The organism is Acinetobacter sp. FDAARGOS_494, assembly GCF_003812225.1.
Taxonomy (GTDB): domain Bacteria; phylum Pseudomonadota; class Gammaproteobacteria; order Pseudomonadales; family Moraxellaceae; genus Acinetobacter; species Acinetobacter baumannii.
Map to the genome: position 1 here is coordinate 2,397,399 of NZ_CP033866.1, position 16,062 is coordinate 2,413,460.

The following is a 16,062-nucleotide window of genomic DNA, read 5'->3' on the forward strand; positions in this document are numbered from 1 at the left end:
ATTTAGTGTTGCCATTCAACTTGAAATTCTTGTTGAGCCATGCGGTTTAGATGATCAAGAACAACTTTTTCTAAGTGGTTGTGGTCATCTAACTGACTATCAATAGCAACATTTAACTGCTCTGTTTCTGGTGCAAGCGTAATGGTTGCGGTAGGCATTAAGATTTTAAAATCTTGTTCAGTTTCTTGTACTTCAAACTTATGTTTCCAATGATTAACTAGACGTTTTGCAATGCGTTTTCCATCATTTGTTAATAGATGAGTTGTGCTTTTCATTATCAATCCTCACATTGGTTTAATGTACCTTAACAAATTCGTTTGGCACTTGGCATTCTATAGTAGCAACGTTACGTTGCAAGTTTGAAATGTTGTCATTTAAGCAAGGAAGAGCGGGCCAAGTAGGTTCTTTTTTGTTATAATTTTTAGCCTCTCCTTAAATTTTTAGCCAGGTCATCCACCTATGTCCAAGCCTTATTTGATTGCTCCTTCTATTTTATCTGCCGATTTTGCTCGTTTAGGCGAAGATGTAGACAAAGTGTTAGCTGCTGGTGCCGATGTAGTGCATTTTGATGTGATGGATAATCACTATGTTCCAAATTTAACTTTTGGTGCAGGTGTGTGTAAGGCTTTAAAAAATTATGGAATTACTGCTCCTGTTGATGTGCATTTAATGGTATCTCCAGTTGACCGTATTATTGGTGATTTCCTAGAAGCAGGCGCAGATATCATTACGTTTCACCCAGAAGCTTCTCATCACATTGACCGTTCATTACAGCTTATTAAGTCTGGTGGTGCTAAAGCAGGATTAGTTTTTAACCCAGCAACACCATTGCATTATCTAGACTATGTTCTTGATAAAGTTGACCAAATTTTATTAATGAGTGTAAACCCAGGTTTTGGTGGCCAAAAGTTCATTCCAATGACTTTAGAAAAATTACGTGAAGCGCGTAAAATTATTGATGCAAGTGGCCGTGATATCCGTTTAGAAGTAGACGGTGGAGTTGGTCCTGCAAATATCCGTGAAATTGCAGAAGCTGGTGCTGATATGTTCGTTGCTGGCTCGGCAATTTTTGGTCAACCAGATTATAAAGTTGTGATTGATCAAATGCGTGCAGAGCTTGCAAAAGTCGGTAGTGTAGACGCTTAAAAAAAGAATATTAGGCTGAGAGTAAACTTGTGGATAACTTTGTTTATAACTGTATGGATAACTGTGTTGATAACCATATGGATAAGATGTTGGTAAAATAAACAAAATGAGATCAACCGTTTATTCTCTAAGCAAAATGTATGAAAAAAGAACGCTTTGGCGTTCTTTTTCTATTCTATCGGGATATTTTGGGATCTGTTTTTTTATTAAGCTTTGCTAAAAAATAACCTGTGCAAAAAACGAGAGGGCTTGTGTAAAACTTTTTAAAATATATTGAATAGAAAACTGTAAAAGTGTCATGAAAAATAAAGCTAAATTTGATTTAATAAGATTTTAGTAAGAGACCTAGATCATTAATGACAGTAAAAATTTTAGCGGTAGATATGGATGGGACTTTTCTTAATTCTAAGAAGCAGTACAACAAAGCACGTTTTTTAAAACAGTATGAACAACTAAAACAAAATAATATCCGTTTTGTAGTCGCTAGTGGTAATCAGCTTGCAAAGCTTGTTACGTATTTTCCAGAAATTAATCATGAGATTGCTTTTATTGCCGAAAATGGTGCTCATGTTGTAGATGCGGGGCAAGAGTTAGCTTTTGCTCATTTAAGCAAAGAGCAATTCGTTGAGATTTTAAATGCGATTGACCCAGTGTATACCTCTAAAATGGTGATCTGCGGAAAACAGAGTGCTTATGTGCATAGCAGTATGAACGCGGAAGATTATGCTAAAGTCGCTCGCTATTTTGAAAAGCTGACGGTTATAGATGACTTTTATGCACTAGATGACTTGGTGTGTAAAATTACTTTTACTGCGCAGGAAAATGAAAGTTTTACAATTTTTGAGCATTTTCAGAAGCAAAGTTTTGTAAAAGATAAGGTTTTGGTACCAGTCTCAAGTGGCTTTAATTTTATCGATTTGATTCTTCCGGACCAGCACAAAGCACATGGTTTGAAGCTATTATTGCAAAAATGGCAGGTTCAACCCGATCAAGTCGTTGCGATTGGTGATAACAATAATGATATCCAGATGATTAAAGCAGCAGGTTATGGGTTTGCAGTCGAAAATGCAGTTGAAGCCTTAAAAGCCGTTGCTCCTTACACAACTGCAAATAATGAGCAAGAAGGTGCATTACAGGTGATTGACTTAGTTCTTCAGCATCAGCCTCCATTTGCTTAATGACCTTAACAACAATCAACTAAGATGGAAAATTGTATCTGTTTAAAAACTTGGTTATGCTAATACAACTAAGATAAATAGATTGCTCAAGGCAATAAATGATGACACTGCAACACTTACGCAAGTATGCTTGGTTTGTGTTCCTGATGACTTTAGTTATTGGGTGGAGTGGTGTGTCTATTGCTCAGACACCTATGCAGCATGATCTTCATACTATGCCGTGTCATAGTGAGCAAATGAAACATCACTCTATGCATATTCAAGCTGATGAGCAGGCAACGTGTCATCAATCTATGAGTCAGGTTTCTCACCAACATGGTAAACACTGCCAAGACTGTAACCCGGTCCATTGTCAGATGGTAAATCTGGCTTTACAGCAAGCTATACCAGATATTGAATCATCATTTATTCCTATTCCATCTCAATTTAGTAGTATTTATCAGGCACAGCATTTAGCCGGATACTGGCAAGAAATCTTACGTCCACCAAAAGCTTAATCCTTTCTTACTTATTTTTTTAGTTAAAAGGATTAAAGCAATGTCTCATAAAACGATTAGCAGCCTCGTCGCTGTATTTGGTCTATTGGTTTCACCATGGACTCTCGCGGCAATTAAGGAATATCACCTTAATATTAATGAACAACAAGTCAATGTTACGGGCAAACCCCTTAAACGAATTACCGTAAATGGAAAATTTACAGCACCACTCCTTGAGTTTGAAGAGGGGGATGAGGCTGTTATTCGCGTCCATAATCAATTAAAGAATCAAGATACCTCTTTACACTGGCATGGGTTGTTACTGCCAGGGTTAATGGATGGTGTGCCGGGTTTTAATAATTTTAAAGGGATTGCTCCAAATGGAGATTTTGTTTACCGCTTTAAGGTGAAACAAAATGGCACATATTGGTATCACGCCCATAGTAAAGGCCAAGAGCAAGACGGTTTATATGGGCCGCTTGTGATTTACCCAAAAGGCAAAATACCAGTTGCGGCGCATGAAAAAACTGATCGTGATTATGTAGTGATGCTTTCAGATTTCCATGATTCTTCTAGCGATAGCATTATGAAGAATTTGAAAAAATCTGCTGAGTATTATCAAAACCGCCGTGAAACTGTATCTGATGTATGGAAGCAAGTTAAAGCACAGGGCTTAAAAGCAACTTGGCAAGATCGTTCGATGTGGAATCAGATGCGGATGTTAAAAACCGATATGTCTGATGTGACGGGCTATACCTTCTTAGTCAACGGCAAGACTCCTCAGCAAAACTGGACAGCTAATTTTAAAGCTGGTGATAAGGTTCGATTGCGATTTATTAATGCATCAGCAATGTCATTTTTTGATGTCAGAATTCCAAATTTGAAAATGACAGTTGTAAGTGCAGATGGGCAGCCAGTTAAACCTGTAGCAATTGATGAGTTTCGTATTGGTACAGCTGAAACCTACGATGTCATTGTGGAACCTAAACAGCCAAATTATCAGATTGAAGCAGAGTCTATTGACCGTAGTGGTTTTGCTATCGGTACTTTGCACAATGAAAATACGCAGGCTGTGGGGCCAGTCCAAATGCCAATACCACGCCCACGTGCTTTATTGACCATGGATGATATGGGCATGAGTCATGGTGATGGAAGTAATGAACATGCTGGCCATCAAATGAACATGCAACATGACATGTCGGCCATGCCTGAAATGAAAAAAGAGACGAGTCAGGCTAATCATGATCACACAGTGATGAAAATGGATCATGACATGAAAAATATGTCATCTGGCGAACATGATCATTCCATGATGCACATGAAGCATGATATGTCAGCGATGTCTGAAATGAAGCATGATATGCAGGCAATGTCATCTAGCGAGCATGACCACACTATGATGAATATGAATCATGAGATGCCTGCTCAATCTGAGAATAAGTCTAAAAAGGATGAACCAGTTTATGGCTGGGCAAATGCTTCAACGCCAGCGGGTATGAAAGCACTGCAATATAGCGATTTGCAATCTTTAACACCTCAGCCAGATACCCGTGCGCCCGAACGAGAATTAGTCATTCGTTTAGGTGGCAACATGGAGCGTTATATCTGGACCATTAATGGCAAGAAATTTAGTGACACGATACCTTTACAAGTTAAGTATGGTGAACGCATACGCTTGAAGTTTGTGAATGACAGTATGATGGCTCATCCAATGCATTTACATGGCATGTTTATGCAATTGGAAAATGGTCAACAAGCTGAAAATTTACCAAATAAACATACTATTATTGTTCCACCCGGAAAGACCGTTACGGCGTTATTGACAGCCGATGCTTTGGGAGAATGGGCGATTCATTGCCATCTGCTCTATCACATGAGTGCTGGAATGATGAATAAATTAATTGTTGCTCAAGTCAACGATGGACAACAACCCGCTCAGTCCCAGCCAACTGTTCAATCTGAAAATGAGAAAGGAGCTAGTCATGCGCATCACTAAGTTATTTTCTCAAATGATATGTTGCGGTGCTTTCTCGGGTATATCTGTATTTGCTTTTGCTCAAGAACCTTTAACACACGATCATTTACGCGAACATGGTGGACAGGTTTATCAAGCAACAAAGATTGATACTGGCTGGACTCAAAATGAAGAGGGTGAAAGCAGTTTTTCTTCTGAATTGGAAAGCTGGGTGGGAACGGATGAAAATAAATTGTTCATTAAAGCCCACGTTGAAAAAGCAGAGTCAGAAGATGCCAATTATGGCGGTTCATTACTTTATAGCCGCAATGTAGCTGACTATTGGGATGTACAGGCCGGGGTAAACTATGAACGTTTACAACGGGAAGACGAAAAGGAAGATCGCTGGGCTGGTGTAGTGGGCTTACATGGCATGGCGCCTTACTTTTTTGAAACCGATGCTTATCTTTATGTAGGTGAAGATAAGTTATGGAAGTTAAGCCTAGAGACAGAAAGAGATTTGCTTTTTACTCAAAAGTTGATTGGTAAGCCCTATTTAAAAGCAGATGTTGTTTTACAAGATGAATCTCGCTATGCCAGTAAAACAGGCCTGTCGAGTTTACAAGCTGGCTTTCAAACCCGTTATGAAATCAATAAAAAGGTCATGCCATTTGTTGATGTCGGTTATGGTTATGAAAAAGGTTTAAAACAAACCGCTTGGCAAACTGGAACCGACTCAGAACATGGTTGGTATTATGGAGCTGGGTTAACACTAAAATTCTAATTGCCGAACAAAAAGTAAGCTTAATGACATGCCATTGGTTTATACTGATGGCATTGTTTTTTGTGTCAGTTATGGTGCAAAGATGGCTTTAGAAAAACAAGAGAATCAAATAAATGTAAATAAAAGCTGTTCTAGCTGTGGGTGCTCAAATGTAGCAGCTCAGGACTTTTCTGTGGCAAGTGAACCTAGGGTAAATAAAACCCAATGGGTGAGTTATTATCATATTCCCCGTATGGATTGTGCAGCCGAAGAACAAATGGTAAGAATGGCTTTAGCTTCTTATGCTGAGCATATTCAAGAACTTTATTTTGATTTGCCCGCCCGCCACTTAGCGGTGTATCACAGTACTCAAGATGAAAAGATTACGCAGTGCCTGCAACGTCTAGGTTTAGGAGCCGAATTACAACAAACCCAACCACATTATGAGCCTATTGAAAAACCCAAAAAGGTTCGACCAAGTTCCTCAACTAATGCAGCACAAAAACAGGTACTACAATGGCTGTTACTGATTAATGGGGTCATGTTTGTCATTGAGTTAATGGCAGGCATCATTGCCTCCTCCACAGGGTTAATTGCTGACTCGCTCGATATGTTTGCCGATGCTGCAATTTATGGTATTGCATTATTCGTGGTGGGTAAAAACCTCGACGCTCAATTAAAGGCTGCACATCTTTCGGGTTGGTTGCAGTTTGGTTTAGCCATAATCGTTTTAATTGATGTGCTGCGCCGTTTTATATATGGCAGTGAACCAGTTTCAATTTTAATGATTTTAATTGGGGGATTAGCGCTTGCGGCCAACATTAGTTGTCTTTACTTAATGAGTGACCATAAAGAGAGCGGGGCACATATGAAGGCGAGTTATATATTTTCTGCAAATGATGTCATCGTAAACTTAGGTGTCATTATTGCGGGAATACTGGTTGCAATCACAGGCTCTCGTTATCCTGATTTAATTATTGGATTGATTATTGTTTTGTTCGTTTTAAATGGTGCACGAAAAATTTTACAGTTAAAAAATGAATAATATTTTCTGATAGAGGCAAGCTTGAGTTCGGGTTTGCCTTCATTTTTTATTTTAAAGTAAACTGAGTCCTCACATAAAGGAGGAACGACCTCCCCCATAATGGGTAATCATGTCGGGACGACCTGACACTATAAAAATTAGTGAATGTTATGGCTTGGGCTATTTTAATTTTAGCAGGTGTATTTGAAGTGATTTGGGCATATTCTATGAAAATGTCTGAAGGTTTTACACGCTTAACACCTAGTATTATTACCGTAGTTTTTATGATTTTGAGTGTAGTTCTACTTTCAATTTCAATGAAAACTTTACCCCTTGGTACTGCTTATACGGTTTGGACAGGCATTGGTGCAATTGGATCATTTTTAGTTGGTATTTTCTTTCTTCATGAGCCTATTGGTGCGATGAGAATGATTGCCGCTGTACTGATTGTATCTGGACTGGTTCTAATGAAAATTTCGTCTCCATCCTAAGAGGATCAAGTATGTTGCTGTCTTATAAGTATATCAATTCGCCTGTTGGGCAATTAAAGCTGGTTGCGAATGAAAATGCTTTGGTGGCAGTACTTTGGGACAATGAAAATCCAAAACGTGTTCGACTGGCAGAGCTGGTCGAACAACTTGAGCATCCAGTTTTATTAAAGACCGAACAACAATTACAAGAATATTTTGAAGGCAAACGCCGTGAATTTACATTGCCACTAGATTTCGAAGGAACTGCATTTCAAAAGCAGGTCTGGACGGCATTACTTACGATTCCGTATGGTGAAACAAGAAGTTATAAAGATATTGCCGTTCAGATCGGAAATGAAAAAGCAGTGCGAGCAGTGGGTGCTGCAAATGGCAAAAATCCGATTTCAATTATTGCACCTTGTCACCGAGTAATTGGTGCGGGCGGAGCTTTGGTTGGTTTTGCCGGTGGTCTTGATAAGAAAGATATTTTATTAAGATTAGAGCAAAAATAAGCTATTTTTAGCGCTCGATTTTTTCAGGCTTTTCTAATAAGCTGTCAATTCTGATATTTCATATAAAGCGTGTTTTATAACCTCGCTATTTTCTGAAATATTAATCTTTTCATAACAAACTCTGGATGTTTTAAAAATGGCTGTCGGTGACGTAACAATGCCACAAATGCATGTGGTAAAAGGTGTAAAAATTGGCTCAACAGAAGCATATGTACGTTACCCAAACCGACGAGATCTAGTCATTTTTGAATTTGCAGAAGGTTCAAATGTTGCAGGTGTATTTACGCAAAATGCATTCTGTGCGGCACCTGTTCATGTATCTAAAGCTCATCTTGCCGAAGGCAATCCGCGCTATTTAGTGATTAATACAGGTAATGCCAATGCTGGTACTGGTCCTACAGGTTTGAAAAATGCTCAGGATACTTGTGCAAAGTTAGCGGAGCTTGCTGGCGTTAACAGTTTCGAAGTACTTCCATTTTCAACAGGCGTGATTGGTGAGCAGCTTCCGATGGAACGTTTACTCGCTGGCTTACAACCTGCATTAAATAGCGTACAAGACGCTGCATGGAGTGATGCGGCATCTGGCATTATGACAACAGACACAGTGCCAAAAGGCGCATCTGAACAATTTGAGCTTGATGGTATGACTTATACCATGACCGGTATTAGTAAAGGCGCTGGGATGATCCGTCCAAACATGGCAACTATGCTGAGCTTTGTGGCAACAGATGCGCCTATTCGCCGTGATTTAGTACAAAAGCTATTAAAGACTACAGTTGAGCATTCATTTAACCGTATTACCATTGATGGTGATACCTCAACAAATGACTCTTGTATTTTTGTGGCAACTGGTCAGGCTGGTGGTGCTGAAATTACATCGGAAAGCGATGTACGCTACGCTAAAGTGTTAGAAGTACTTGCTCGTGTAATGAACCGTTTAGCACAGTTAATTGTCCGTGATGGAGAAGGTGCAACCAAGTTTATTACTGTTGCTGTTGAAGGTGGTGCAAATACTCAAGAATGTTGTGACATTGCTTATAGTATTGCGCATTCACCACTTGTTAAAACTGCACTTTTTGCATCTGATCCGAACTGGGGTCGTATTTTAGCTGCAATCGGCTATGCTGGAGTGAAAGACTTAGACGTGTCTAAAATTCAGGTATGGTTAGACGACGTGCAAATCTGTAAAGATGGTGGCGCAGCCGAGGACTATACCGAAGAAGCAGGTGCTCGTGTAATGGCACAAACCGAAATTACCATTCGTGTTGACTTAGGCCGCGGACAAGCCAAAGACACGGTATATACGTGTGACTTATCTTACGACTATGTCAAGATTAATGCAGATTACCGTTCGTAAATATTCAGTTATAATCAAGCCTCGACAAAGAGGCTTTTTTATTAGCCCCATCTTTTGATATTAAATGATTGAATTTAGTAAATCGTTTAAGCAGTAACGTTATATGCGAGCAGGTATGCCAGCATGAAGGATAGAGAAGACGTTTTATGAGTGATGCGACTTTAATTGCCAACGATGCAAAAAACATTGTACAAGCGCATTTAGACCGTTTAGGTGAACCAAAAGACAACCGCCTAAGTGAAGAAGCAAAACAACAAAAGTTTGCACAGATCGAAGCAGAGCTCAAAAAACGTGATGCTGTCCTTGTTGCTCACTACTATTGCGATCCAGATGTACAAGAACTTGCCGAAAAAACAGGTGGATGCGTTTCTGACTCTTTAGAAATGGCCCGTTTTGGACGAGATCATGCAGCCTCTACACTGGTTGTGGCTGGCGTTAAGTTTATGGGTGAAACAGCAAAAATTCTGTCTCCTGAAAAAACAATTCTGATGCCGACACTTGAGGCAACCTGTTCACTTGACTTAGGTTGTCCAGTCGATGAGTTCACGGCATTTTGTGATCAGCACCCTGACCACACTGTAGTAGTTTATGCCAATACATCGGCTGCTGTTAAAGCTCGTGCGGATTGGGTGGTGACTTCAAGCTGTGCAGTTGAAATTGTTGAGCACCTAGATAGCTTGGGTGAAAAAATTATTTGGGCACCAGATCAGCACTTAGGTCGTTATATTCAAAAGAAAACCGGCGCTGATATGTTGCTTTGGGATGGCGCATGTATTGTGCATGAAGAATTCCGTGCACGTGGCATTGCTAACATGAAAGCACTGTACCCAGATGCGGCTGTATTGGTGCATCCTGAGTCACCAGAGTCGGTGGTAGAAATTGCCGATGCGGTAGGTAGTACATCTCAATTGATTAAAGCTGCTCAAACTTTGCCACACCAACGTTTAATCGTGGCAACGGACCGTGGCATTTTCTACAAAATGCAGCAAGCAGTACCAGATAAGATTCTGGTTGAAGCCCCAACAGCGGGTGAGGGCGCAACTTGTCGTTCATGTGCACATTGTCCATGGATGGCCATGAATGAACTTGATGGAATTTTAGAAGTTTTACAAAAAGGTGATCAAGAAATACACGTTGACCCAGCACTTGCTGAACGTGCCAAAATGCCTTTAGATCGAATGTTAGCCTTTAGTGCATCATTAAAACGTTAAAAAGCCTCAAAATGCTTGTTAAATATACATTTGATAAGGATTTTTAACTTTTTTTGACAATAGGTGTTGACGTCTGAGGGCGTCGCGCCTAGAATGCACACCGTACCGCACGATGTGCGATACAGCAAAAGCTGAGATAGATCGGAGCATAGCACAGCCTGGTAGTGCACCTGGTTTGGGACCAGGGGGTCGTAGGTTCGAATCCTACTGCTCCGACCACTTAAAAGAATATTTTAAGATCGGCGAAGTATCGCATGATAAGCATCATCGGTTAAGCGCCTGTAGCTCAGTTGGATAGAGCATCCGCCTTCTAAGCGGATGGTCACAGGTTCGAATCCTGTCAGGCGCGCCATTTGGTAGCTTGGTACGTAGAACTTATTTGATGGTGGATGTAGCTCAGTTGGTAGAGCCCTGGATTGTGATTCCAGTTGTCGCGGGTTCGAATCCCGTCATTCACCCCAATTTCGGAGCATAGCACAGCCTGGTAGTGCACCTGGTTTGGGACCAGGGGGTCGTAGGTTCGAATCCTACTGCTCCGACCATATTTAAAAGCGTTCAAGCTTTCTAAAATATCCCATATATTAAAATCATTTCTTCTTATCTTATGGATAGAAGGAATTTTTTTGTTTTCTATAATAAAATTTTAATTCCAAATTGCTCCAATATCTGAACTTATTTATATAAGCTCTGTTCTCTGTTCTCTGTTCTCTGTTCTCTGTTCTCTGTTCTCTGTTCTCTGTTCTCTGTTCTCTGTTCTCTGTTCTCTGTTCTCTGTTATTGATATTTCTGTCTTAACTCATCTTTTTCTTGATGTGATAAAAATGCGATTTTAAGTCCATTTTCTTGAGCTGTATAAATTTGCTCAGGACTTAAACCTGCCAATGGGGCAGCAGTTAAATATTCATGCTGTATCTCAATGCCTTCTACTGCTGGGTCATCCGTATTAATGGTAGCAAGCACTCCATGTTCTAAAAAAGTCTTTAATGGATGCTCTGCTAAAGAAGGCACTGTGTTGGTTTGAATATTTGAGGTGAGACAAGATTCAATCCCAATCTGGTGTTTAGCCAAATAATCTAGAAGTTTTAAATCTTGAACTGCTTTAACACCATGTCCAATCCGTTCTGCACCTAATTCTTCAATGGCTTGCCAAATACTTTCTGGGCCAGCAGCTTCGCCTGCATGTACGGTAATGTGCCAACCTGCATCACGTGCTTTTTTAAAGTGATCAATAAATAAATTGCCCGGAAAACCAAGCTCATCTCCAGCAAGATCCAGTGCTTTAATATCGTTTTTATGGGCAAGGAGGGCATTTAATTCTTTTTCGCAGGCTTCTTGACCAAAAGTACGACTCATAATACCAATTAAATTCGCTTTTACGCCGTACGCCTGACTACCTTCTTTTATTCCAGCAATCACAGCTTCAACTACGCCTTCAAGTGGAAGTTGATGGGTCATTCCCATATAACCCGGTGAAAAACGTAGTTCTACATAGTCTAGTCCTTGCTGTGCTGCATCCTGCATGTTTTCAAAAGCAATACGTTTACAGGCATCTAAACTGGCTAATACTTTTACGCCCCAATCGAGCTTAGATAAAAAACTTAATAAGTCGGGTTGGTTATCCATCACTTGTACGTGTGGTCGTAAAGATTCTATGTCGTAAGCAGGCAAATCTAAATTGTATTGTTGCCCCAACTCTAAAATGGTTTGAATGCGGATGTTGCCATCAAGGTGGCGGTGTATATCTGTAAGCGGGAGCGTTTTAGTAATCATAAATTTCTTCTTATCTGTTTGCATCAATTCATCATGCCTGTTTAGATGCACTGATAAAAGTTTGGATTTGCTATGTTTTTGTGAAAATGGTTGAGTTGAGTTTTTTGAAATTACTATATTTGTATAAGTTTTAATTTTGATGACATTGTTCTGGCCTAAGAAGACAACACAGTCTGTGTAAGATACAAGCACCAAGATTTTTATTGTTTTTAATTTCGCTGAGCCTTTTTGTGTTGACTCTTTAAGAGTGGATTGGCTGAAGAATGGTCATTGGTATTTTGCCTTTTACTTGTAAAGATGAATAAAGGCTTGCTAAAGACCAAACCGATAAAGCGATTAATTTATCTGTAGAAATCTATTTCTGGCAAGTAAATGAAAAAGAAGAAATAGGAAGCACTCAAATGAAGTCGGTACTTTGTCATCAAGCAACATTGCAAGTAGTGGACCAACCGAACTTAACACCTGCAAAAGGACAAGTTTTATTGGAAGTGGTGCGATGTGGGATCTGTGGTTCAGATTTACATATGCAGCATCACTGCGACCACATGCATGATTTGGCTGCACGTGTCGGGTTTAATGGTTTAGCGAAGTCTACAGACCCATTTGTACTTGGACATGAGTTTTGCGGCAAGGTTTTAGACTACGGTCCAAAAACACGCCATAAATTTAAAGCGGATACACTCGTTTGCGCAATGCCGCTTTTAAATGTAGATCAGCATGGTTATTTGTCTACAGGGCTTTCCCCAAATGCTTCGGGTGGCTATGCCGAGCAAGTATTGGCTCAATCAAGCTTGATGTTTGAAGTACCGAATGGTCTAGATGCGGATAGTGCTGCCATGACCGAACCTATGGCGGTTGCATTGCATGCTGTTCGCCGTAGCCGTGTAAAAACAAGTGAACCTGCGATTGTGATTGGCTGTGGTCCTGTCGGGCTAGGTGTCATATTAATGCTTAAAGCTGCTGGGGTTAAAACCGTAGTTGCCAGTGACTTTTCTCCAAACCGACGTAAGCTTGCCGAGCAATGTGGTGCCGATATTGTGGTAGACCCTAAAGAGACATCACCATTTGCCAACTGGAAAGAATTTGGTTTGCTTGGCAATGTATCAGATGCAATTAACATGGGTATGGGACTATTTGATAAGTTGCAAGCGACACGCTTACCGTGGTGGCATGGATGGCGCATGATTGACAAATTAGGCGCTCTACCAAAACGTCCTGTTATTTTTGAGTGTGTAGGCGTACCGGGTGTTTTGCAGCAAATTATTGAAGGTGCACCTTTGTTTTCCCGAATTGTTGGGGTGGGCGTGTGCATGCAAAGTGATAAAATAGAACCCGCACTTGCAATTAATAAAGAGTTAGAAATTCAGTTTGTGTTGGGCTATACACCGCTTGAGTTTAGAGATGCGCTACACATGATTGCAGAAGGGAAAGTGAACTGTTCACCGCTCATTACGGGTGTTGTTGGCCTAGAAGGTGTAACTAATGCATTTGAAGCATTACGTGATCCTGAACAGCATGCCAAAATCTTGATTGACCCGAAACGTAGCGGTTCAGATATTCAATTAATGAGTCATTAATTTCAAAGTCATTTACGCTTAACTAAAAAGATTGTGATTTGATTAATCACAATCTTTTTTATGGTTATAGATCGCAATATTTGGCATAAATCAGGGCTGCTCAGCTAATTGGTATTGGTCTTTAGTTGTTCTAGTTCTTGGTAAATCCACTCAACAAATTTTTGAATAGTCGGTGAGATGTCTTGGCTCGAATGAATGAGATAGTACTTCCGGCTGCCTTTTAGTTTTTTATTGGAAACAATTACTAGTTCTTTTTTTTGTAGTTCAGACTCAATCAACATTTGTGGAATTAAAGCCATTCCCATGTCATGACTGGCAGCAACGGCAAGCATCGAAAATAACTCATGGCGCTGTCCATCAAAAGGCTTAGGGTGTTGCATCTGATGAGTTAGAAACCATTCTTGCCAAATGCTAGGTCGAGTGGTTTGTTGTAGTAGAGGGATTTTTAATAAATCTTCTGGGCTTAAATCATAGGTATTTTCATTAATCATCACAGCATCTGGAAAATACTTTTCGATTAGTCTTGGTGAGCACACAGGTACAATTTCTTCATCCATTAAATAATGTGCTTGTATGCCGGGCCAGTGGTCAATTTGCTGTTGCGTACCTGCAAAAATCGCAGCATCAAAAATGTTGTCATTAAATAAAAAAGGTTTAGTACTGGTTTCTAAATGAACCGTAATTTCAGGGTGTTTTTGATTTAAAAGATGGAGTTTGGGTAATAACCATCGCGTTGCAAAGGTAGGAACCACACCTAACTTTAATGTTCCACCTAAACCCTTATGAGAAATCACATCGGCTGTACATTTCTCTAAACCTAATAAGTAGGGCTTAATACTTTTAAAATACTGCTGACCAGCAATGGTGAGTTCGACACCATGCCGAGTACGTATAAAGAGTTCAACGCCTAAGAAATCTTCTAATTGTTGAATTTGGCGAGAAACTGCACTTTGGGTAATACATAACTCTTGCGCAGCATAGGTATAACTTAGATGTTTTGCTGCACTTTCAAAGCAAATTAGACCCTGAATGGACGGGATACTTTTTCGCATAAATAAATCCTTTTATTTGCCATCATATTTCAAAACAACATATGACCTAAATGCAGATATCCGAGTTTAGTATAAAAATAAGTCATTTTTAATGAAATACAACGAATTAAATAGTTAAATTTAATGCGACCCATTTTAAATATGCGTAAGTCGCATATCTGCATGAACATTTATCGTTTGATTACTGCATTTTTCACGCATAACATCGAGTTAAATAAAGAAGATCAAATCAAGCAGAGGATGCGATGAATCACATGGTGACAACAAAAAAAGCAAAAGTTCAATTTAACTGGCAAGACCCATTTTTAATTGAGCAACAGCTTAGCCCAGATGAGCGCATGATTCGTGATGCGGCTCATGCCTATTGTCAAGAACGTTTGCAACCCCGTGTACTTGAACAATTCCGTCATGAAACAACAGATCCATCTATTTTCCGTGAAATGGGAGAGCTTGGCTTACTGGGGCCAACCATTCCTGAGCAATATGGTGGCGCAGGTTTGAACTATGTGAGTTACGGTTTGGTTGCGCGTGAAATTGAATATGTCGACTCGGGCTACCGCTCTATGGCGAGCGTGCAAAGCTCATTGGTGATGGTTCCGATTCATGAATTTGGTACCGAAGAGCAAAAGCAGAAGTACTTACCTAAACTGGCTACTGGTGAATACATTGGTTGTTTTGGTTTGACCGAACCTGATCATGGTTCAGATCCGGGCAGTATGATTACACGTGCTAAAAAAGTTGATGGTGGTTACCGTTTGACTGGCGCAAAAATGTGGATTACCAATAGTCCAATTGCAGATGTATTTGTGGTCTGGGCAAAAGAAGTTTCTGCTGAAGGTAATGTGGGTGACATTCGCGGCTTCATTTTAGAAAAGGGCTGGGAAGGCCTATCTGCGCCAGCTATTCATGGCAAGGTCGGTTTACGTGCCTCGATTACGGGTGAAATCGTGATGGATAACGTTTTTGTACCTGAAGAAAATGCATTCCCTGAAATTCGAGGCTTAAAAGGCCCATTTACCTGTCTAAACAGTGCTCGTTATGGCATTGCATGGGGTGCAATGGGTGCTGCCGAGTTCTGTTGGCATACAGCACATCAATACACCATGGACCGCAAACAATTTGGTCGCCCGTTGGCTGCAAATCAATTGATTCAAAAGAAGCTGGCAGATATGCAAACTGAAATTGCTTTGGGTTTACAGGCAGCTTTACGTTTTGGCCGCATGAAAGATGAAGGCATTGCATCAGTTGAGGGTACATCTCTAATTAAGCGTAACAACTGTGGAAAGGCGCTTGATATTGCCCGCATGGCACGTGACATGATGGGTGGAAACGGCATTAGTGACGAGTTTGGTGTGGCACGCCATTTGGTCAATCTTGAAGTCGTAAATACCTACGAGGGTACACATGACGTTCATGCCTTGATTTTAGGTCGTGCACAAACTGGTATTGCCGCATTTAGTAACTAACACACTCATTTTTAAAAATAGAGGTGTTCTTTCGGGAGCACCTTTAGGGATTTTTACGCAAAAATTTATGGAAAATGACAAGATTCATCGTAAGGATACTCATGTG

15 protein-coding genes and 4 tRNA genes are annotated in these 16,062 nt (G+C 40.2%); 16 read left to right on the plus strand and 3 right to left on the minus strand.

What is annotated here, in order from left to right:
* Positions 1-2 precede the first annotated feature (2 nt).
* Positions 3-275 (minus strand): DUF2218 domain-containing protein, encoded by a 273-nt coding sequence (locus EG365_RS11585; RefSeq protein WP_000843456.1) that lies wholly within the window; start codon positions 273-275, stop codon positions 3-5.
* 184 nt (positions 276-459) lie between these two features.
* On the opposite strand from EG365_RS11585, the gene rpe reads away from it, so the two are divergent.
* The 14 genes from rpe to EG365_RS11655 all read left to right on the plus strand — a co-directional run bounded on the left by rpe (position 460) and on the right by EG365_RS11655 (position 10,633).
* Complete coding sequence (gene rpe, locus EG365_RS11590; RefSeq protein WP_000043044.1) at positions 460-1,146, plus strand: ribulose-phosphate 3-epimerase; 687 nt, start codon at positions 460-462, stop codon at positions 1,144-1,146.
* A gap of 356 nt (positions 1,147-1,502) precedes the next feature.
* Positions 1,503-2,324 carry a Cof-type HAD-IIB family hydrolase gene (locus EG365_RS11595; protein ID WP_000216425.1) on the plus strand — a complete coding sequence of 274 codons (822 nt, stop codon included), beginning with the start codon at positions 1,503-1,505 and terminating at the stop codon, positions 2,322-2,324.
* Positions 2,325-2,425: 101 nt separating this feature from the next.
* On the plus strand, positions 2,426-2,821 hold the full coding sequence (locus EG365_RS11600) for a hypothetical protein (RefSeq protein WP_000174927.1): 396 nt from the start codon (positions 2,426-2,428) through the stop codon (positions 2,819-2,821).
* Between the two features lie 40 nt (positions 2,822-2,861).
* The gene (locus tag EG365_RS11605) at positions 2,862-4,796 is read left to right on the plus strand and encodes a copper resistance system multicopper oxidase (RefSeq protein WP_000018555.1); all 1,935 of its coding nucleotides are present in this window, start codon (positions 2,862-2,864) and stop codon (positions 4,794-4,796) included.
* The gene (locus EG365_RS11610) at positions 4,783-5,538 is read left to right on the plus strand and encodes a copper resistance protein B (RefSeq protein WP_001223261.1); all 756 of its coding nucleotides are present in this window, start codon (positions 4,783-4,785) and stop codon (positions 5,536-5,538) included. Before EG365_RS11605 ends, EG365_RS11610 begins: the two co-directional genes overlap by 14 nt.
* Before the next feature lie 28 nt (positions 5,539-5,566).
* Positions 5,567-6,562, plus strand: a complete 996-nt coding sequence (locus tag EG365_RS11615; protein ID WP_001131884.1) for a cation transporter — start codon at positions 5,567-5,569, stop codon at positions 6,560-6,562.
* A gap of 149 nt (positions 6,563-6,711) precedes the next feature.
* Positions 6,712-7,032: a DMT family transporter gene (locus tag EG365_RS11620; RefSeq protein ID WP_000312237.1), complete on the plus strand. Its 321-nt coding sequence runs from the start codon at positions 6,712-6,714 to the stop codon at positions 7,030-7,032.
* An 11-nt stretch (positions 7,033-7,043) separates the two neighbouring features.
* Positions 7,044-7,523 carry a methylated-DNA--[protein]-cysteine S-methyltransferase gene (locus EG365_RS11625; protein ID WP_000927482.1) on the plus strand — a complete coding sequence of 160 codons (480 nt, stop codon included), beginning with the start codon at positions 7,044-7,046 and terminating at the stop codon, positions 7,521-7,523.
* Between the two features lie 136 nt (positions 7,524-7,659).
* Positions 7,660-8,880 (plus strand): bifunctional glutamate N-acetyltransferase/amino-acid acetyltransferase ArgJ, encoded by a 1,221-nt coding sequence (argJ, locus tag EG365_RS11630; RefSeq protein ID WP_000268130.1) that lies wholly within the window; start codon positions 7,660-7,662, stop codon positions 8,878-8,880.
* 146 nt (positions 8,881-9,026) lie between these two features.
* Complete coding sequence (nadA, locus tag EG365_RS11635) at positions 9,027-10,091, plus strand: quinolinate synthase NadA (RefSeq protein WP_001278262.1); 1,065 nt, start codon at positions 9,027-9,029, stop codon at positions 10,089-10,091.
* Positions 10,092-10,233: 142 nt separating this feature from the next.
* A tRNA-Pro gene (locus tag EG365_RS11640) sits at positions 10,234-10,310 on the plus strand.
* 56 nt (positions 10,311-10,366) lie between these two features.
* Positions 10,367-10,443, plus strand: a tRNA-Arg gene (locus tag EG365_RS11645).
* 33 nt (positions 10,444-10,476) lie between these two features.
* Positions 10,477-10,552: transfer RNA gene (locus tag EG365_RS11650), tRNA-His, on the plus strand.
* 4 nt (positions 10,553-10,556) lie between these two features.
* Positions 10,557-10,633: transfer RNA gene (locus EG365_RS11655), tRNA-Pro, on the plus strand.
* A gap of 232 nt (positions 10,634-10,865) precedes the next feature.
* Here the strand turns inward: EG365_RS11655 and add are convergent.
* Positions 10,866-11,861, minus strand: coding sequence for an adenosine deaminase (gene add / locus EG365_RS11660; protein ID WP_000629041.1), 996 nt, complete (start codon positions 11,859-11,861; stop codon positions 10,866-10,868).
* Positions 11,862-12,262: 401 nt separating this feature from the next.
* Between add and EG365_RS11665 the strand changes: the two genes are divergently transcribed.
* Positions 12,263-13,438 carry a zinc-binding dehydrogenase gene (locus EG365_RS11665; RefSeq protein ID WP_000843791.1) on the plus strand — a complete coding sequence of 392 codons (1,176 nt, stop codon included), beginning with the start codon at positions 12,263-12,265 and terminating at the stop codon, positions 13,436-13,438.
* Between the two features lie 104 nt (positions 13,439-13,542).
* On the opposite strand, the gene EG365_RS11670 is transcribed toward EG365_RS11665, so the two are convergent.
* Positions 13,543-14,490: a LysR substrate-binding domain-containing protein gene (locus EG365_RS11670; RefSeq protein WP_001232140.1), complete on the minus strand. Its 948-nt coding sequence runs from the start codon at positions 14,488-14,490 to the stop codon at positions 13,543-13,545.
* Positions 14,491-14,735: 245 nt separating this feature from the next.
* On the opposite strand from EG365_RS11670, the gene EG365_RS11675 reads away from it, so the two are divergent.
* Complete coding sequence (locus EG365_RS11675) at positions 14,736-15,956, plus strand: acyl-CoA dehydrogenase (RefSeq protein ID WP_001016269.1); 1,221 nt, start codon at positions 14,736-14,738, stop codon at positions 15,954-15,956.
* Positions 15,957-16,062: the final 106 nt, after the last annotated feature.